The sequence below is a fragment of the Agromyces sp. NPDC055661 genome (assembly GCF_053618135.1).
In genome coordinates, this window is record NZ_JBSHHC010000001.1 from 1065396 (window position 1) to 1083831 (window position 18436).

General features: G+C 73.4%; 17 protein-coding genes. 8 read left to right on the forward strand and 9 right to left on the reverse strand.

Translation table 11 applies throughout. The features are described 5' to 3' along the window. Nucleotides 1-137 precede the first annotated feature (137 nt). Genes ACWGO8_RS04865 through ACWGO8_RS04875 form a run of 3 tightly spaced genes read right to left on the reverse strand, consistent with a single transcriptional unit; the run spans nt 138 to nt 3757 of the window. Nucleotides 138-1364 carry a PucR family transcriptional regulator gene (locus ACWGO8_RS04865; protein WP_452041990.1) on the reverse strand — a complete coding sequence of 409 codons (1227 nt, stop codon included), beginning with the start codon at nt 1362-1364 and terminating at the stop codon, nt 138-140. 51 nt (nt 1365-1415) lie between these two features. Continuing rightward, the gene (locus ACWGO8_RS04870) at nt 1416-3020 is read right to left on the reverse strand and encodes a sensor histidine kinase (protein WP_452041991.1); all 1605 of its coding nucleotides are present in this window, start codon (nt 3018-3020) and stop codon (nt 1416-1418) included. Then, on the reverse strand, nt 3017-3757 hold the full coding sequence (locus tag ACWGO8_RS04875) for a response regulator transcription factor (protein ID WP_376955884.1): 741 nt from the start codon (nt 3755-3757) through the stop codon (nt 3017-3019). Before ACWGO8_RS04875 ends, ACWGO8_RS04870 begins: the two co-directional genes overlap by 4 nt. 171 nt (nt 3758-3928) lie before the next feature. Here ACWGO8_RS04875 and ACWGO8_RS04880 point away from each other — a divergent pair, with 171 nt between their 5' ends. Together ACWGO8_RS04880 and ACWGO8_RS04885 are read left to right on the forward strand one after the other, a co-directional pair. Then, on the forward strand, nt 3929-5434 hold the full coding sequence (locus ACWGO8_RS04880; protein WP_452041992.1) for an ABC transporter permease: 1506 nt from the start codon (nt 3929-3931) through the stop codon (nt 5432-5434). 107 nt (nt 5435-5541) lie between these two features. Then, nucleotides 5542-6213, forward strand: coding sequence for an ABC transporter ATP-binding protein (locus tag ACWGO8_RS04885; protein ID WP_452041993.1), 672 nt, complete (start codon nt 5542-5544; stop codon nt 6211-6213). Between the two features lie 82 nt (nt 6214-6295). On the opposite strand, the gene ACWGO8_RS04890 is transcribed toward ACWGO8_RS04885, so the two are convergent. The 3 genes from ACWGO8_RS04890 to ACWGO8_RS04900 all read right to left on the reverse strand — a co-directional run bounded on the left by ACWGO8_RS04890 (nt 6296) and on the right by ACWGO8_RS04900 (nt 9283). Then, nucleotides 6296-7543: a class I SAM-dependent methyltransferase gene (locus ACWGO8_RS04890; RefSeq protein ID WP_452041994.1), complete on the reverse strand. Its 1248-nt coding sequence runs from the start codon at nt 7541-7543 to the stop codon at nt 6296-6298. Between the two features lie 279 nt (nt 7544-7822). Then, entirely contained in the window at nt 7823-8866 is a 1044-nt protein-coding gene (locus tag ACWGO8_RS04895) for an alpha/beta fold hydrolase (protein WP_452041995.1), read from the reverse strand. Nucleotides 8867-8875: 9 nt separating this feature from the next. After that, the gene (locus ACWGO8_RS04900; RefSeq protein WP_452041996.1) at nt 8876-9283 is read right to left on the reverse strand and encodes a hypothetical protein; all 408 of its coding nucleotides are present in this window, start codon (nt 9281-9283) and stop codon (nt 8876-8878) included. Nucleotides 9284-9446: 163 nt separating this feature from the next. Between ACWGO8_RS04900 and ACWGO8_RS04905 the strand changes: the two genes are divergently transcribed. The 3 genes from ACWGO8_RS04905 (at nt 9447) to ACWGO8_RS04915 (ending at nt 11735) form a co-directional block, all read left to right on the forward strand. Further along, nucleotides 9447-10163 (forward strand): amidase domain-containing protein, encoded by a 717-nt coding sequence (locus tag ACWGO8_RS04905; RefSeq protein ID WP_452041997.1) that lies wholly within the window; start codon nt 9447-9449, stop codon nt 10161-10163. A gap of 139 nt (nt 10164-10302) precedes the next feature. Continuing rightward, the gene (locus ACWGO8_RS04910; RefSeq protein WP_376956813.1) at nt 10303-10944 is read left to right on the forward strand and encodes a YqaJ viral recombinase family protein; all 642 of its coding nucleotides are present in this window, start codon (nt 10303-10305) and stop codon (nt 10942-10944) included. Next, complete coding sequence (locus tag ACWGO8_RS04915) at nt 10941-11735, forward strand: alpha/beta fold hydrolase (RefSeq protein ID WP_452041998.1); 795 nt, start codon at nt 10941-10943, stop codon at nt 11733-11735. The genes ACWGO8_RS04910 and ACWGO8_RS04915 overlap by 4 nt, the downstream gene beginning before the upstream one ends. Here ACWGO8_RS04915 and ACWGO8_RS04920 read toward each other — a convergent pair. Then, the gene (locus ACWGO8_RS04920) at nt 11732-12421 is read right to left on the reverse strand and encodes a Pr6Pr family membrane protein (protein ID WP_452041999.1); all 690 of its coding nucleotides are present in this window, start codon (nt 12419-12421) and stop codon (nt 11732-11734) included. The genes ACWGO8_RS04915 and ACWGO8_RS04920 overlap by 4 nt on opposite strands. 100 nt (nt 12422-12521) lie before the next feature. On the opposite strand from ACWGO8_RS04920, the gene ACWGO8_RS04925 reads away from it, so the two are divergent. Then, nucleotides 12522-13496, forward strand: coding sequence for an NADP-dependent oxidoreductase (locus ACWGO8_RS04925; protein WP_452042000.1), 975 nt, complete (start codon nt 12522-12524; stop codon nt 13494-13496). A 118-nt stretch (nt 13497-13614) separates the two neighbouring features. On the opposite strand, the gene ACWGO8_RS04930 is transcribed toward ACWGO8_RS04925, so the two are convergent. Continuing rightward, nucleotides 13615-14574 (reverse strand): DUF5937 family protein, encoded by a 960-nt coding sequence (locus ACWGO8_RS04930; RefSeq protein ID WP_452042001.1) that lies wholly within the window; start codon nt 14572-14574, stop codon nt 13615-13617. Between the two features lie 56 nt (nt 14575-14630). Between ACWGO8_RS04930 and ACWGO8_RS04935 the strand changes: the two genes are divergently transcribed. Beyond that, a complete protein-coding gene (locus ACWGO8_RS04935) occupies nt 14631-16046 on the forward strand; it encodes an MFS transporter (protein ID WP_452042002.1) in 1416 nt (471 codons plus the stop codon). Between the two features lie 26 nt (nt 16047-16072). Next, nucleotides 16073-17479, forward strand: coding sequence for a cryptochrome/photolyase family protein (locus ACWGO8_RS04940; protein ID WP_452042003.1), 1407 nt, complete (start codon nt 16073-16075; stop codon nt 17477-17479). Here ACWGO8_RS04940 and ACWGO8_RS04945 read toward each other — a convergent pair. Next, a complete protein-coding gene (locus ACWGO8_RS04945; RefSeq protein WP_452042004.1) occupies nt 17476-18384 on the reverse strand; it encodes a bifunctional helix-turn-helix transcriptional regulator/GNAT family N-acetyltransferase in 909 nt (302 codons plus the stop codon). The genes ACWGO8_RS04940 and ACWGO8_RS04945 overlap by 4 nt on opposite strands. Nucleotides 18385-18436 lie beyond the last annotated feature (52 nt).

Consider the following 18436-nt stretch of genomic DNA (forward strand, 5'->3'; position numbering starts at 1 on the left):
CCACGCCCGCGACCGCGGACGAGGACCACCGCCCCGTGGCACATCACACGCTATGGATCTCCCATGCGAAGGGCACGCGTCAGATGTCGACGGCTCGTCCGCCCGCGCTCGACAGATGTCGAGTCGGCGCTCCAGCTTCAGCTGCCGGCGTCGGATGCGTCGCCCGCGCGGTCGGGCGACGCGGCCTCGCCCGCGCGCAGCAGCAGCGCGAGATGGAGGGCCAGGCGGTCGAGGCCGCTGCCGAGGTCGATGCCGAGGATCCGCTCGACGCGCGCGATCCGGTTGTACAGCGACGTGCGATGCACCTGCATCCGCGCGGCCGCCTGCTGCACATGGCCCGCGGCGTCGAGGTAGCACGCGATCGTCTCGAGCAGCACCTGGCCGTCGCGCTCGGCCGCCACGCGATCGAGGCCCGGCTGGACATCGCTCGAACGCAGGCCGCGAGTGGCTGCCGCATCGAGTCCGCGGTACACGCCGAGGCGGTCCCAGTGCACGACGGGGTCGGCGAGCCCGAAGGAGCGCGCGACGCCGAGCGCGCGCCGCGCTTCCCGGTAGCTGGTGCGCGCCGACGCGACCGGCGCCTCGCCACCCACGCCGACGCGCACGACGTCGTCCGGGGCATCCGGGCCGGCCAGCGCCTCGGTCGCGGACGACGCGATCATCGCGGCGATGCGGTCGGGGTCCGCGAAGCGTCCCGACGCCGGCGCGACGAGCGCGGCGTGGTCGCCGCGCGCGACCACGAGGACGCCGCGGCCCCCGAGCGCGCGACGGGCACGGCGCGCGGCGCGGTCGAGCTCGGCGTCGGAGGTGCCGCCCCCGGTGACCCGCTCCAGGACGTAGGTGCGGAGGCGTCCGCCCTCGAATCGTCCCGACTCGACGAGCGTGTCGGCGGCCCGCCGGCGCACCTCGGCTCGGCCGAGCACGAGGTCGCGGACGAGCTCGCGCTCGCGCGCGCCCTGATGGTCCTGCGACGACCGCGCGCTCGCCCACTCATCGGCGACCTCGACGGCCGACGCCCCCGCGCGCCCGAGGTCGAGCGGCGGCGTCCCGTCGTCGGGTTCGATGAACCAGAGGTGGCCGAACACCACGCCCGCGCGGATGATCGGCACGCACACGCGTGCGACCATGCCGAGCTCGGGGTTGCCGGGCACGCGGACGGGGTCGGTCGCGTCGTAGACGCCGAGCGCGGTGAGCCAGGCGTGGATCGCGGGGTTCGCCCGGTGCTCGAGGATGGAGCGGCGTCGGACGTCGTCGATCCCGTCGGGGTGCGGGCTGTGCGCGACGACCCGGCGGCGGCGATCCTCGAGCAACGCCGGGCGCTCGAGCTCGCCGGCGATGCGGGTGATCGTCTGCTGCAGGGTCATCGGGTCTCGGGTCGTTCCGGGGACAACGGGTGCCCCCAGCCTAGGCGCGAGCTAGACCGCGCGGCCGACCGGCGCCTCGACGGAGGCCGGCGGCTCGGCGTCGGCTCGCGTGCGGGCCGTCGCCGCGGGCAGCCGCACCGTGAAGCGCGTCGCGCCCGGTCCGCTCTCGACCGACACGTCGCCGTCGTGCGCCTCGACCACGGCGCGCACGATCGCGAGGCCCAGGCCCGTGCTGCCCGCACGGCGGGAGCGCGACGAGTCGCCGCGCGCGAAGCGCTCGAACAGGGTGTCGGCGAGCTGGGGCGGGATGCCGGGTCCGTCGTCCTCGACCGTGAGCACGACCTCGTCGCCGTCGCGTGCGAGCGAGGCCACGACGCTCGTGCCCTCGGGCGTGTGCACGCGCGCGTTGGCGAGCAGGTTCATGACGACCTGGCGCAGGCGCGGCTCATCGCCCATGACGACCGTCGGGGCATCCGGCAGCCGGACCTCCCAGTCGTGGTCGGGGCCGGCCGCCTGGGCGTCGCCGAGCGCCTCCACCACGACGCGGCCCATGTCGACCGGATCGGCGGCGAGCTCACGGCCCTCGTCGAGGCGCGCGAGCAGCAGCAGGTCCTCGACGAGCTCGGTCATCCGCACGGACTCCGACTCGATGCGCCCGACGGCGTGCACCACGTCGGGCGGCAGCTCGCCGCCGTGCAGGCGCGTGAGCTCGGCGTAGCCGCGGATCGATGCGAGCGGGGTGCGCAGCTCGTGGCTCGCGTCCGCGACGAAGCGGCGGACCTTCTGCTCGCTCTGCTCGCGCGCGGTGAGCGCGGAGGCCACGTGGCCGAGCATGCGGTTGAAGGCGGTGCCGAGGCGCCCGACCTCGGTGCCGTCGTCGTCGACCGGGACGCGCTCGGCGAGCGCGACGTCGCCGCGATCGAGCGGCAGTTCGGACACGCGCTGGGCCGTGGCGGTCACCTCGGCGAGCGGACTGAGCGCCCGCCGCACGACGGCGGAGCCGATCGCGAGCGCGAGCAGGAGTCCACCGGCGGCGACGATCGCGACCGTGATCGCGAGCTGGGTGGTCTGCGCGTTCACGTCGGCGAGCGGGAGGGCGAGCACGATCGAGACGCCGTTCCATTCGGGTCGCGTCGTGGCGATCGCGCGGTAGTCGCCGAACCGCGGCACCGTGATCGTGTGCGGATCGCCGTCGGCCGGCACCTCGCCGAGCACCGACGAGATCTCCTCGGGCAGGTCGAGCACGCGACCGCCCTCGGTGATGTACCCGGCGTGCACCTCCTCGCCCGCCCGCACGAGCGCCGCGAGCGTCCCGGCCTGCTGTCCCGGGATGTTCAGCACGAGCCCCGGAGCGTCGTCGGGGTCGCCCGGGAACCCGGGCGGCTGACCGCCGATCGCGATGTTGGCACGGGAGATGGCCTCCCCCAGGCTCGCGTCGAGGCGTCCGACCGACGAGGTGTGGAAGACCGCGACGCTGATGATCCCGATCACCGCGCTCACGGCGATGAGCAGCACCGCGACGATGGCGAGGAGCCGGCGGTGGAGGGTCCACGGCCGCCGGCGGCGGCGCGCGGCATCCGTCGTCGACCTCGTCGTGGTCGCCTGCGCCTCGGCACGCGACGCGGCGGCGAATCCGGGGTCGCCCGGGTGGGTCATCCCGCCGCCTTCAGCATGTAGCCGGCGCCGCGCACGGTGTGGATCATGGGCTCGCGGCCCGCATCGACCTTCTTGCGCAGGTAGGAGATGTAGAGCTCGACGACCGACTCCTTGCCGCCGAAGTCGTAGCTCCAGACGCGGTCGAGGATCTGCGCCTTCGAGAGCACGCGGCGCGGGTTGCGCATGAGGAAGCGGAGCAGCTCGAACTCGGTCGCGGTGAGCTCGATCGGCGCGCCGTCGCGGGCGACCTCGTACGAGTCCTCGTCGAGCGTGAGGTCGCCGACGACGAGCACCGGGTCCTTCGCCTGCGCGAGCGTGAGCGTCGAGCGGCGGATGAGCCCGCGCAGCCGGGCCACGACCTCCTCGAGGCTGAACGGCTTGGTGACGTAGTCGTCGCCGCCCGCCGTGAGGCCGGCGATGCGGTCGTCGAGCGAGTCCTTCGCGGTGAGGAAGAGCACGGGCGTCTCGGTGCCGTCGGAGCGCACCCGCTGCAGCACCTCGAGCCCGTCGATGTCGGGCAGCATGATGTCGAGCACGATCGCGTCGGGGCGGAACTCGCGCGCCACCTTCACCGCGCTGAAGCCGTCGGCGGCCGTGCGCACGTCCCAGCCCTCGTACCGCAGCGCCATCTTCAGCAGCTCGGTCAGCGAGTGCTCGTCGTCGACGACGAGGACGCGGACCATCGAGCCGTCGCCCTTCGTGATCTGCGGGGCGCGGTGGGTCGTTGGGGTGCTCATGACTCCAGTATCCGCGCGCCGCTATGCGTTCCCTATGACTTCCATGTGCGGATGCCGCAGCCGAAGCCATAGCGACCCCAGTGGCGGGCCATAGCCGGACCAAAGCCTCCGTTCCTAACGTCGCGATCGGCGCCCCGTCCGGTGCGCATCCCCACGACCCCGAGGATCCCCATGTTCTTCACCTACCTCCGACGCGAACTCGCGGGGCGCCGCAGGCAGACCGCGATCATCGCCATCGGGATGGCGCTCGCGATCGCCCTCGTCATGATCGTGAACGCCGTCTCGACCGGCGTGAAAGACGCCCAGGCGGCCGTACTCGAGTCCGTGTACGGCGTCGGCACCGACCTCACCGTCTCGCAGGAGCCCACGGCTCCCGGCGATGGCGACGCCGGGCAGGGTCCCGGCCGGTTCGAGTTCGGTGCCGACGACGGCACGACCGAGGGCGACTCCACCGAGCTCAGCCAGTCACGGCTCACGGCGGGCTTCGGCTCGACGACGTTCGACGCGTCGGCGCTCGACACGGTGACCGACGTCGACGGCGTCGCCGCGGCATCCGCTGCGCTGTCGCTCACCAACATGACGTTCTCGGGCGAGCTGCCGCCGCGAATGCAGCAGTCCGCCCCGAGCGCCGACGGCTCGGCGCCGAGCGAGGACCAGACGCAGCAGCAGCCCCCGACCGGCGGCTTCGACGGTGCGGGCGGCAGCGCGTTCGACGTCGACAGCTTCACGGTGCTCGGGCTCGACCCGTCGACCGCCGCCGTCGGACCCCTCTCGGCGGTGGAGCTCGCCGACGGACGCGGGCTCGAGGCATCCGACTCGGGCCAGGCCGTGGCCGTGCTCGACGCCGACTACGCCACGAGCGCCGAGCTCGCGGTCGGCGACACGATCGATGTCGGCGGCACCGACTTCGAGGTCGTCGGCACCGTGACCTCCACGTCGGCGGATGCCGCGACGGCGTCGAACGTCTACATCCCGCTCGACCTCGCACAGGAGCTGTCGGGCCTCGCCGACCAGGTGAGCGACATCTACGTGCAGGCGGAGTCGGCCGACCGGATCGCGGCCGTGCAGGCCGACATCGAGGAGGCGCTGCCGGATGCCACGGTGTCGACGCAGGCCGACCTCGCGGCATCGGTCTCGGGGTCGCTCTCGACCGCGTCGAGCCTCATCGCGAACCTCGGCCTCTGGCTGTCGATCGCCGTGCTGGCCGCGGCGTTCCTCATCGCGATCCTGTTCACCATCCAGGGCGTCACCCGCCGGACTCGCGAGTTCGGCACGCTGAAGGCGATCGGCTGGTCGAACCGCCGCATCACGGGCCAGGTCGCGGGCGAGTCGCTCGTGCAGGGCCTCATCGGCGGCGCCGCGGGCCTCGCACTCGGGCTCGTCGGCATCTGGATCGTCAACCTCGTCTCGCCCACGCTCGCGGGCAGCGCCGGCACGACCCTGCCCGACGGCGTCATGGCGGGCGGACCCGGCGGCGCGGCGGGCGGCGGACCGTTCGGCGCGGCGAACCAGGCGGCCTCCGCCACGACCGAGGTCGTGCTCAACGCCCCCGTCACGGTCAGCGTGATCGCCGTCGCGATCGGACTCGCGGTGCTCGGTGGGCTGCTCGCCGGCGCGATCGGCGGCTGGCGTGCCGCACGGCTCCGCCCGGCCGAGGCCCTGCGGAGCGTCGCATGACGCCCGCCCCCGATGTCGGGCGCCGCCCTGCGGCATCCGGCCACCACCGACCCACCGCGTCGCACCGACGACCGCGCTCGCGACCGAACGACTGAGAAGGACCGACCATGTACACGCTCGAGAACGTCTCGAAGACCTACGCGCAGTCGAAGCGCACCGTGACCGCGCTGCAGGACGTGACCCTCACGATCCCGTCGGGCCAGCTCGTCGCGATCCAGGGCCCGACCGGCGGCGGCAAGTCGACGCTGCTGCAGATGCTCGGCGCGCTCGACCGGCCGACGGCCGGCCGCATCAGCCTCGGCGACGCGGAGCTCTCGCACCTGCCCGACCGCAAGCTCGGCACCATCCGCGCGACGGAGATCGGCTTCGTGTTCCAGGGGTTCAACCTCATCCCCACGCTCACCGCGCAGGAGAACGTCGAGACGGCCCTCGAGCCGCTCGCCGTGAGCGCCGAGGAGCGGCGGCGCCGCGCCGTCGAGGCCCTCGCCTCGGTCGGGCTCGCCGACCGCGCCGGGCACGTGCCGGGCGAGCTGTCGGGCGGCCAGCAGCAGCGCGTCGCGATCGCGCGCGCGCTGGTGAAGGAGCCCGACGTGCTGCTGGCCGACGAGCCCACCGGCAACCTCGACGAGCAGACCCGCGACGAGATCATGAACCTGCTCGAGGGCCTCTGGCGCGAGCGCGGCCTCACGCTCGTGATCGTGACGCACGACTCCGCGGTGGCGAAGCGCGCCGAGCGGCGGCTGCACATCAAGAACGGCACCGTGACCGAGCAGGGGTGACAGCGGTCACGAGTCCGAGCGGATGCCGCGGCGGTGCCTGCCGCCGCGGCATCAGTCTGCGCGTGGTGCCCGCCCTGCTCGCTCAGCTGATGCGGTAGAACCGCCAGAACGGGTTCTCGATCGGCAGCACGTCGACCCGGCCGAAGCCGGCTGACGCGGCCCAGCGGCGCACGGTCGGTGGACGCAGCACAGTGCCGTTCGCCACGGCGTCGGACTCGGCGGTCGTCGCGGGCAGGCAGTGCAGCACGCTCATCGCGTAGAGCATGCGCTCCACGGCGTCGGCGTCGGCGTGGAACTCGTCGGCGACCCGCTCGTCGGCCACGAGGACCGCGCCGTTCGGGCGCAGCTGCGACCGGAACGCGGCGAGCGCGTCCACCGGTCGGCCCATGTCGTGCAGCGCCTCGAAGACCGTGACGAGGTCGAAGCCCGGCGACGCGGCATCCGTCTCGCGTGACTCGACGGGGCCCGTCGTGAACGCCCTGATCGCGGCGGCCGCGTCGCGGACGGCAGTCGCGTCGCCGGCGTTCCCGACGAGGAACACCACCCGGTCGGCGACGCCGGCCGCGACGGCGTGCTCGCGCGCCTCGTCGATCGAGGCGCCGTCGAGGTCGAGGCCGATGACGCGCGCAGACGGGAACGCCGTCGCGAGCGCGATCGTCGACCAGCCCGTGCCGCAGCCGGCGTCGAGGACGAGGCCGCCGGCATCGAGCGCCGCGGCGCGGTCGGGCAGGGTCTCGACCCAGGCCCGCATCTCGTGCGTGAAGCCCGGGCGGTTCAGCGCGCCGAGGCCCTGTCGGAGCTCGGCGCCGTACTCCTCGAACGCGACGCCGCGGCCCCGCCGGAAGTCGGCGACGACCTCGGGGAACGCCAGCGCCACGCCGGCGAGGAGCCCCGCGACGGGCGCGGCGTGCGCCGGGTGCGTCTCGTCGACGAGCACGGGCGCGTGGTGCGCGGGCAGCGAGAAGCGGCGGGCGTCGCGGGAAGCCGCTGCATCCTCGACGGCGAGGAGGCCGGCGGCGGCCTGCTGCTCGAGCCACTCGAGGGCGTAGCGCGGTGCGACGCCGGTCGTGCGCGAGAGGCGGTCCGCGGTCATCGGCCCGTGCTCGCGCAGTGCGCGGTAGAGCCCGAAGCGACGGCCGAGCTCCACGGTGAGGAGCGTCGTGGCCGACGCGAGCATGCCGACGAGCTGCTCGGCGAAGGCGCCGACGAGGGCGGCCTCCTGCTCCTCGGCCGAGGGGGCGATCGCGAGGCCGTCGACGCGGTCGACGTCGTCGACGTCGTCGATGACGAGGGAGGTGACACGTGCGTCCGCGGCGACTCCTGAAAACACGGACGCTGTGCGCATCGGTGTCTGCCCGTCCTTGTTTTCAGGAGTCGACGGATGGGCGCTCGCGTCCTCCGCGAGCAGATGGGGGTTCAAGGTGTCGGACATGGTGTGGCTTCCTTGCTTCGTCTCGCCGCCGCACCGGTGTGCGGCATGGGACGCCAGTCAACGCCGATGAGGCGCGCGGGGAATCGCCGGATCCGGCCAACCTCGCGTGGCCGGAACCGGCCAGCCCGCGGCATCCGCTCGGGCCGAGGGCCTGCCGGCCAGTCCCTGCGGACGGCCTCAGATCAGCTCGTTGCGCAACGCCCAGGCGGCGGCGGCCGTGCGTGACGGGACGCCGAGCTTCGTGCGGATGTTGGCGATGTGGCGGTGCACGGTGTGGGTGGAGAGCACGAGCTCGGCTGCGATCTCGGCGTCGGTCTGACCGCGCGCCACGAGTCGCAGCACCTCGCGTTCCCGCTCGGTGAGGCGGGCCGCGCCGGGTCCCGAGCGGGCGGGGGCGGCATCGACGGGCGCGCCGAGGAACGCGAGCGTCTCGCGCACGACGGCGTCGGCGTCGCCGCGCCACGGGAAGTGGTCGTCGCCCTCGAGCGCCGTGAAGCGGGCGTTGCGGATGCGGCGGGCGACGTCCTTGCCGAGCGCGAAGGGGATCGCCCGGTCGTTGCGGCGATGCAGCACGAGGGTCGGTGCGAGCACGTCGCCGAGGTGCCCCGTCGAGTCGAAGTCGTAGACGGCCTGCAGCGAGGCGAGGGCGACCTCGCGCGACGCGGAGCGGCGCTGGAACTCCACGAACTCGTCGCGCTCCTCGGCGGTGGCGTCGGGCAGGAAGAGGTCGGCGAGCACGCGCGAGCCGAGGCCCCAGTGCTGGTCGATGACCGCGAGCATCGCCTCCCGCGCAGCGGGCGGGGCGAGATCGACGCCGCGGGCGTACGAGCCGTAGAGCACGAGCCGGTCGACGCGGTCGGGATGCCGCGCAGCATAGAGGGACGCGACGCCCGAGCCCGAGGAGGCCCCGAACAGCGAGATCCGGCCGGGGGCGGCCTCGTCGACGAGCCTCTCGAGCGTGGTGAGCTCCTCCTCGAGGGTGCGCGGCGGCATGGCGCCGCGGTCGGAGATGCCGGCTCCCGGCCGGTCGTACCGGATGACCGTGCGGTGCTGCCCGAGCGCGCCCGTGAACCGGCGGAACCTCGCGTTGCGCCAGTCGAGCTCGAGGTGGCTCGACCACCAGCCGCCGATGACGAGCGGCCGCCCCTGGCCCACGGCCGACCACGCGATCGACGTGCCGTCGTGCTCGGCGTAGCGGATGACCTGGTCCTCGGGCTCCACGCCCCGAGTCTAGGAGGCGGGGACGGGTTCGCCGAGGACGGACGGCAGCTCGTCGCGGTGCTCGCCGAGCAGTGCGCGGGCGCCCGCGAGCTCGGGCTCGCCGTGGTCGCCGAGCAGGATCGGGACGAACTCGCCGGGCAGCAGCAGCTCCTCGTGGTCGGCGTCGGCACCGCGCACGGCGCGGAGCACGCCGGCGGCGACTTGCTGGGCGAGCCAGGCGCGGGCGTCGGCCTCGGTTGCGCCCGAGAGCTCCGCGAAGGTCGCGGCATCCACGGGCCCGGCCTCGAACAGCACGCGGTAGTAGCCGCGCGCGCGGCCGACCGCGATCGAGGCGCGTGCGGCGCGCGCAGCGTCGGCGACATCGGCCGTGGACGGGACGGCGGTGGCGGTGGCGGTGGTGGCGGTGGTGGCGGACATGACGACTCCAGCGATTCGGGCCGGCCGGCTGGCCGACATCCCGATTCCACGCCGCCCGCCGCATCGCGGCATCGCGCGTTCGGGCCACTCCGGCGTGGCCCGTTCGGGCCATCCACGCCGCGTGCAAAGGTGACGCACAGGACGACTGCATACGGTCGAATGGATGTCGAACCCGGACCAGCACCGCATCTTCCGCCGGCGACGAACCCTCGTCCTCGCCGCCGCCGTCATCGTCGCCCTCCTCGTCGGCGGCGCGACCGTCGGCCTGGGGTTCGCCGTCGGGCAGGGGGCGAGCACGTCGGACACCGCCGCCGCGGACACGACGACGGGCGTCGCCGGCGACGACGCCGACGAGACGTCGGACGACGGCCTCGACTGGTCGTCGCTCAGCCCCGCCGTCGCCGCCCAGCTCGAGTACGTGCGCGAGCACTGGGACGCCACCGAGAGCGACGAGTTCGGCTACCTCGACGAGAACGACTGCGTGAACTTCACGAGCCAGTCCTTGCTCGCCCGCGGCTGGGAGCCCGACGACGAGTGGTGGTACGACGAGGAGGACGGCGACCCGTACGCGAGCTCCGACGCGTGGCGCAGCTCGACCGCCCTCATGTGGTACCTCGAGGACCACCCCGAGCGCGCCACCGCCCTCAGCGACGACCAGCGCGACCAGGTGAAGGTGGGCGACATCGTGCAGTTCGACTGGGACGACTCGGGCGACCGCGACCACACCGGCATCGTCACGGCCGTGATCCACGAGGACGACGGCTCGATCAGCATCCACTACGCCGGCCACACGGATGCCACGTGGGACCGTTCGGTGGACTGGGCGATCACCGTCGACCACCCCGGTGGCGTCGCCTCGTACTGGAGCATCGCCGACTAGCGCTCCACAGGTCGCGGCACGGCGGAGATGTCCCCCGGACACGCCCGATCCGCCTGCGGACGGGGGTCCTCGGGGGTACCGTAAGGGGGTGACCGACATCCCGTTCGCGCTGTTCGACCTCGAGTCGGTCGCACCCCGCGTGTCGGAGGCGCTCCGCTCCGAGCCGCACCCGCACGAGCGACGCATCGTGGCCGACGCGAGCGATCGGGTGGCCTGGCTGCGGGCGCGCTCGCAGGGCGTGACGGCGACGGATGCCGCGAAGCTGGCGTCCCGCTCCTCCGTCCGCGGCGCGGCCTACGAGAAGCTGCACGGCTCGCCGCGCAGCTTCGGCGGGAGCCGGTTCACCGATCACGGCCGCACGCGCGAGCCCGTGATCGCCGAGTGGGTGCGGCGGGCGCACGGCATCGAGCCGTCCACGCTGCTCTTCCACGCGGCATCCGACCGACGGCACCTGGCGACGCCCGACGGCCTGCGCGTCGCGGTCGACGGCACGCCCGAGCTCTGCGAGATCAAGACGACGTCGCGCGCGTGGCGCGGCATCCCCCGCGGCTACCTGCGCCAGGTGTGGTGGCAGCAGTACGTGCTCGGGGCTGAGCGCACGCTGGTGGTGTGGGAGCAGCACGAGGACTTCGTGCCCGTGCACCCAGAGCCGCGATGCCGGTGGGTCGATCGCGACGACGACCAGATCGCCATCCTCGTGACGCTCGCGAACGAACTGCTCGCCGCACTGCGCCCCGACGACGCGGCGAGGGCGGTCTACCGCCCGGGTGTGCTGGCGTGACCACAGTCCTCCTGCACGGACTCGGCAACGACCGCCGGCAACCGCTCGGGCTGTTCGAGTCGGTCATCCAGGAGACGGCGGGCGCCGACGAGCTCATCGTCGCGCCCGACGTGCGGGCTCACGGGGGATTCCTCGCGGTCGGCGAACCGGCCGACTTCGCGATCGACCGCCTCGCCGCCGAGGTCTGCGAGCACGTGCCCGCGGCGCTCGCCGAGGCCGGGCGCGGGCACCCCGAGGCATCCGAGCCGGTCACGATCATCGGCATCTCGATGGGCGCCGCGATCGCGCTGCGCATCGTGCTCGACGACCTGCTGCCCGTGCGCCGGGTGGTGTTCGTTCGGCCGTCGTTCGACGACACTTCGCTGCCCGACAACCTGCGGGCGTTCCCGGTGATCGGCCAGATCCTCGCCGACGCGGGTCCGGCGGGCGCCGAGGAGTTCCGCGACCGCGAGATCTTCCACGAGGTCGCGTCGGTGTCGCCGGCCGGGGGTCGTGCGCTCCTCGCCCAGTTCCAGGCGCCCGATGCCGCTCGCCGGGCGATGCGGCTCGTCGAGATCCCGCGCAACCGCGCGTTCGAGCACGACGACGACCTGCGCGAGCTCTCGGCACGCGGCATCCGCTCGCTCGTCATCGGCGCGGCGCGCGACCCGGTGCATCCGTTCCCGATCGCCGAGCGATGGGCGGGCGGGCTGCGCTCGATGCTCGAGCTGCTGCCGCCGCGCGACGACGGCCAGGCCGAGCAGACCGAGGTGCTGCGCGAACGGGTCGCGCGCTGGCTCGTGCGCGACTAGGAGATCGGCCGCGCGTCCTCGAGCTCGGCGGCTCCGCTCGGCGGGGTCGGCTCGTCGGGCTCGTGCGGCCACGGCGTGCGGCTCAGCGCGATGATGCCCGCGCCGACGAGCAGGATGAAGGCGGCGATGGCGATGACGTACACCGCGACGCCGCCGTAGCCCGCCTCCTGCGCCGGGTTCAGGAACGGATACGGGTACCAGCCCACGATCGCGCCGCGGATCATCGAGTACGCGGCCCACGCCAGCGGGAAGATCGCGATCGTCCACAGGCGACGCCACTCCACGTGCCGTCGACCGGGTGCGAGCACCCAGTCGGCGACGAGGTAGAGCGGCGCCCAGACGTGCAGGATCTCGTTCGACCACGGCACGGTCGTCGCTTGATCCAGCGAGATCTCGCGCAGGAGCAGGTTGTAGACCACGAACGTCGTGGCCATGTAGGTGACGGCGCACGCGCGGACGAGGTTGTACCAGTCGGGGTCGACCGCGCGCGTGAAGGCGTAGCCCGCGCCGATGAGCAGCACGATCGCGGTGAGCGCGTTCGACAGGATCGTGAAGAAGCTGAAGAAGTTCACGACGAACGAGAGCCGGTCGGGCACCATCGACCAGCTCTGGACGAACTGGCCGACGATCGCGATGATGATCGCCGCGGCCGCGATGACCCGCAGCACCCCGAACAGCCGCCGCATCCGAACCCCCGTCCCGAAGCATCCGACGCGTCGGAGGCACCCCGGCGCGCTGTCTGCAGCATAGTGGTGCGTGGAGAGACGGGGACGGAAGGACGGCGCGATGGCGGAGACCATGCGGGCGCTCGTGATCGATCGCACCGGCGACGCCGACGAGCTGCATCTCGCCGACGTGCCGCAGCCGCGGCGGATCAGCGACGAGGTCCTCGTGCGCGTCGTGGCGGCGGGCGTGAACCCCATCGACGTGAAGACCCGCGGCGGTCGCGGCGTCTCCGCTGCCATCACGTCGTATCCCGCGGTGCTCGGCAACGACTTCGCGGGAGTCGTCGAGGCGGTGCCGTATGCCGCGCATCCGTTGCAGCCCGGCGACCGCGTGTACGGGATGGGGCGCGTACCGCGCACCGGCGGAAGCTACGCCGAATACCTCTCCGTCTCGTCGATGAGCCTCGCCCCGATGCCCGCGTCGCTCGGGTTCGTCGAGGCGGCCGGCGTGCCGCTCGCCGCGCTCACCGCGTGGGGCGCCGTCATCGACGTGGCCAGGGCGCACGACCGGCAGCGGATGCTGATCCATGCGGGCTCGGGCGGCGTCGGGCACTTCGCGGTGCAGTTCGCCGCCTACTTCGGAGCGGAGGTCACGGCGACGTGCTCCGGGCGCAACGTCGAGTTCGTGCGATCGCTCGGCGCCCGGCACGTGATCGACCACGGATCCGACCGGTTCGAGGACGTCGCGGGCGAGCAGGACGTCGTCATCGACCTCATCGGCAACGTCGCGGACGGCACGGGGTCGCGCTCGCTCGAGGTGCTCCGGCCCGGCGGGCTGGTCGTGAACGTGCCGACCGGGTCGTGGCCGACGATGGCCGAGGAGGCGGCGGCCCGCGGCATCCGTGCGACCGGCTACTCGGTGTCGCCCGACGCACGCACGCTCGCGGTGATCACGCGGCTCATCGACGACGGGTCGGTGCGCGTGCACGTCGAGCGGGAGCTGCCGGTCGCCGAGGGGGCGGAGGCGCATCGGATGCTCGAGGACGGGCACGTGCGCGGGAAGGTCGTGCTCCGGGTCGCGGACGACCCGGTCTAGACGTCGAACGCAGGAAGAATCGGCGGATCCGCGGCGCGTCACGCCCCGGCACGCCGAGAACGGGCTGGAAGTTCCTGCATTGAGGACTGTGCGCTCTCGCGCGGGTCGGAAGTGTGCGTCAGCCCGCGCGTGCCTCGAGCAGCGCCGAGCCGAGCTCGCTGCGGAGGTAGAGCACGCTGCGACCGTAGCGCGTGCTCACGAGCAGGCCCGCGTCGCGGAGCACGCGGAGGTGCTGGTTCACGGCCGACGCAGTCACGCCGAGGCGCACGCCGAGCTCGGTCGACGAGGCGGGGTCGCCGAGCGCGGCGAGCAGGCTCGCCCGGGTCTCGCCGAGCACGGCGACGACCGCGGCGGGGTTGGCGACGCGCTCCGTCTCCCAGAGCGCGCCCTGGCCGCGGGCCGAGTACATGATCATCGGCGGGCCGTCGCCGACGGGCGCGGAGGCCCGGCGCGTGAACATGGTCGGCACGAGGGTCAGCCCGTTGCCGTCGATCGCCTGCGTGCGGTCCTTCGGGTCGGCGAGCCGCACCGTCACGACCCCGTGGTCGTACTCGATGCGCGACGAGAGGCCGTTGAGCATCGCGGCGACGCCCGACTGCGCGATCTGGCGCCCTCGGTAGACGACGTCCGCCTCGAGCACCGCCCGCATGCGCGGCCAGTACGGCTCGAAGCAGGTGTCCCAGAGCTGCCGCAGGGCACGGATGACGCGCCGGAGCGCCGCGCTGGACGAGCCGGCGAGCACGTCGGGCACGTACCCGTGCACCGCCACGAGGTCGGCGCGGAACACATCCCCCGGGGTCGCCGCGAGCGCCTCGAGCTCGTCGTCGAGCCGGGTCAACGGCGAGGTCGGGCGCGGGTTGAGGAAGTCGGGCGTCCACATCCGCTCGTCGATGAGGGCCATGAGCGTCGGCATGTCCAGTCGAGCCCGAGCATCCTCGGTGCGCCGCAGCCAGCCGAGCTGCAGCGGGAACCGCGCGGGCTCCTTGATCGCCCGCAGCGACAGGCCCAGCTCGCACAGCGGCGACAGCCCGAAGCGAACGCTGCCCACGTCGTCCTCGGTCAGCAGGTACCTCAACATGAAGCACTACGCTACATCGATTTCGGCGCCCCTTCGGGTCTGGGAGAACTGGATCCGTGAGCCCTGCCCCCGCCCCCTCGTCGCCCTCCCCCGACACCGACGCCGTCCCCATCGTCGAGCCCGAGCTCCAGCTCGAGCCCGAGATCGATGCGGCGGTCACGGATGCCGCGTCGACCACAGCCACCCCGAGCGGCGAGCGACCCCGCCTCCTGCGGCGGCTCGCGGCATCCGTCGCCGACCCGGTGCTGCGCATCCTCGTCATCGCGACGCTCATCAGCCGCGTGGGCCGCGGGATCTTCCTCACCGTCACCGTGCTGTACTTCACGCTCATCGTCGGCCTCGCGCCGCACGAGGTCGCGATCGTGCTCGGCGCGGCGAGCGCCGCCGGCGTGCTCTCGTCGCTCGCGGGCGGCTGGCTCGCCGACCGCATCAGCGCCCGGCGACTGCTCGTGGTGCTCTCGATCATCGACGGCGTGGGCCTCATCTGCTACGTGTTCGCGCACGACTTCGCGAGCGCGCTCGTGATCGCCGTCATCGTCGGCGCGGTCGAGCAGGCGGCGAACTCGACGCGCATGGCGATCATCGCCCGGGCGTTCGACGGCGACCGGCGCGTGCACGCCCGCGCGGTGCTGCGCACCGTCACCAACATCGCGATCGCGGTCGGGTCGGGCATCGGCGCCCTCGCGCTGCTCGCCGGCACGGCTGACGCCTACCGCTGGATCATCGTCGGTGCCGGCGTCATGTACCTCGCCGGCGTGACCCAGCTCGTGAAGCTGCCCCGGTACGTCGACGCGCCGACCCCGGTGCCGAGCGCGTCGGCCGTCGCGTCGAGGGGCACGGATGCCGCGCCTCGTCGATCCCGCCTCGCCCACTCCCCCTGGCGCGACCCCCGCTACCTCGCCCTCACGGCGCTCAGCGCGATCTTCGGCATGCAGTTCGGCGTCGGCGAGGTCGGCGTGCCGCTCTGGATCGCGAACGACACCAACGCGCCCGAGGTACTCGTGGCCGTCGTGCTCATCCTCAACACGGTGATCGTCGTCCTGTTCCAGGTGCCGCTCTCGCGCGGCACGCACGACCTGCGCCGCGCGGGTCGCGTCTCGGCCATCGCGGCGTGGCTCATGGCGGCCGCGTGCCTCGTCTACGCGGCCGCCGCCGGACTCCCGGCCGGCTTCGCGATCGCCGTGATCGTGACCGCGGCGATCGCGCACGCGTTCGCCGAGGTGCTCTCGCAGGCCGGCGGCTGGGGACTCAGCTTCGAGCTGGCCGACCCGGTGCGCGCAGGCACGTACCAGGGCGTGTTCTCGATGGGCTACTCGCTCGGCGCCATGGTCTCCCCGCTGTTCGTGACGTCGACGGCGCTGACCTTCGGGCTCGGCGGGTGGGCGATCCTGGGGGCGGTGTTCCTCGCCTCAGGACTCGGCACCTGGGCGATCGCTCGGGTCGCGGCGCGCACGTCAACGCCTGCCGCCTGACGGCGGACTCGGCTAGGGTCGCCCGCATGAGCGACGCACCGTCGATCGTCTGGTTCCGCGACGACCTCCGGATCGCCGACCACCCGGCCCTGCACGCCGCGATCGAGCGCGGCGCGCCGATCGTGTGCGCGTACGTGCTCGACGAGGAGTCGCCCGGCGTCCGCCCGCTCGGCGGCGCCGCCCGCTGGTGGCTGCACGGCTCGCTCACCGCACTGGCCGACGACCTCGACCGGCACGGCGGGCGGCTCGTGCTGCGTCGCGGGCTGTCCGATCGCGTCATCCGTGCGCTCGTCGACGAGACCGGCGCGGACGCCGTCTTCTGGAACCGCCGCTACGGTGGCCCCGAACGCGACCTCGATGCGAACCTCAAGCAGGTGCTGCGCGACGACGGTCTCACCGTCGAGAGCTTCGCGGCGAACCTGCTGTTCGAGCCGTGGACCATCCGCACCGGGCAGGGCACGCCGTTCTCGGTGTTCACCCCGTTCTGGCGGGCGTGCCGGTCGGCGCCCGAGCCGCGGCATCCGCTGCCGGCACCCAGGGGCGTCGACGCGATCACCCCGGCGGATGCCGCGAGCGACGACCTCGACGACTGGGAGCTGCTGCCCGCCCACCCCGACTGGGCCGGCGGCCTCCGCGCCGCGTGGACGCCGGGCGCCGCGGCGGCGCACGCTCGCCTGCGCGAGTTCCTCGCCGAGGACCTCGGCGACTACGCCGACGGCCGCGACGTGCCGTCGGAGTCGGTCACCTCGCGGCTCTCGCCGCACATGCGCTGGGGCGAGCTGAGCCCCTACGAGGTGTGGCACGCGGTGCGCGAGCGCCGGTCCGGTGGCACGGGCGCCTCGCGGTTCCTCACCGAGCTCGGCTGGCGCGAGTTCGCCTGGCACGTGCTGTTCCACGCGCCCGACCTCGCCACGCGCAACTGGCGCGCCGAATTCGACGCGTTCCCGTGGCCGCGGCTGCATCCCACCACACTGCGCGCGTGGGAGGAGGGGCGGACCGGCGTGCCGCTCGTCGACGCGGGCATGCGCGAGCTCTGGGCGACCGGCACGATGCACAACCGCGTGCGCATGGTGACGGCGTCGTTCCTCACGAAGAACCTGCTCATCGACTGGCGCCGCGGCGAGCAGTGGTTCTGGGACACGCTCGTCGACGCCGACGCGGCCTCGAACCCGTTCAACTGGCAGTGGGTGGCTGGTTCGGGGGCGGACGCCGCGCCGTACTTCCGCGTCTTCAACCCCGAGCTGCAGGCGACGAAGTTCGACCCGCACGGCGTCTACGTGCAGCGCTGGGTGCCCGAGGCCGGCACCGACGACTACCCCGAGCCCATCGTGGACCTCAAGGAGACCCGCGAGGCGGCCCTCGCCGCCTACGAGCACGTGAAGGCGGCGCGCGGCCAGCTCGGCCGCTCGCCCACCCGAGATCCCGCCCGCTAGAGCTGCTTCTCGAACCAGTGGTCGGCGTAGACCTCGTCGTTGAACGGCTCGACCTCGACGTAGCCCGACGCGCGGTACATCGCGATCGCCTCGGTGAGGCTCGCGTTGGTCTCGAGCGTGACGGATGCCGCGCCGTGATCACGCGCCGCCTGCTCGAGCGCGCCGAGGATGCGTCGGCCCACGCCCATCCCGCGCACCTCGTCGTCGACCCACATGCGCTTGATGTAGGCGGGCGCACCGTCGTGGAACAGGACCGCGCCGCATCCGATCGCCCGCCCGTGGAGCCGCGCGAGCACGAAGCCGCCCGTGGGCTCCTGGAACTCGTGCGTGTCGGGGTGAAGGCTGCGGCCGGGCTCGAACCCGCCCGGGAAGCGCCGCGCGAGTTCGGCGTAGTAGGCGGCGAGGCACGCGCGGGCGTCGCCGGACGCGGCATCCGCCGGCTCGACCTCGACGAGGCCCGCGTCGAGCAGCCGTGTCACGGTGGCCATGGCCTCGACGAGCCGAGCGCGCTGGCCGCCGCCGAGCGGTGCGAGCAGCGACCCGGCGAGGTCGTCGCTGCGTCGCCCGAGCTCCGTGCGTTCGGCGCGACCCCGCGCGGTCGTGCGGACCGTGCGGACCCGCGAGTCGCCGGCCGAGCCCTCGACCGTGACGAGTCCCTCGCGTTCGAGGGAGCGCAGCAGCCGCGAGAGGTAGCCCGAGTCGAGGCCGAGCCGCTCGCGGATCGCTCGCACGTCGAGGCCGTCGTCGCCGGCCTCCCAGAGCACGCGCGACGCACCGAGCGACCGGTCACTGCCGAGGTAGTGGTCCTGCAGGGCGCCGATGCGCGTGGTGACCGTGCGGTTGAAGGCGCGCACGGTGCCGATCGCGTCGGGGTCGCGCTGGGGTTCGTGGCTGGTGACGGCCATATCTCTGACCTTAGTCAGTGATCAACTGCACATCAACGGCACCCGGCCGCAC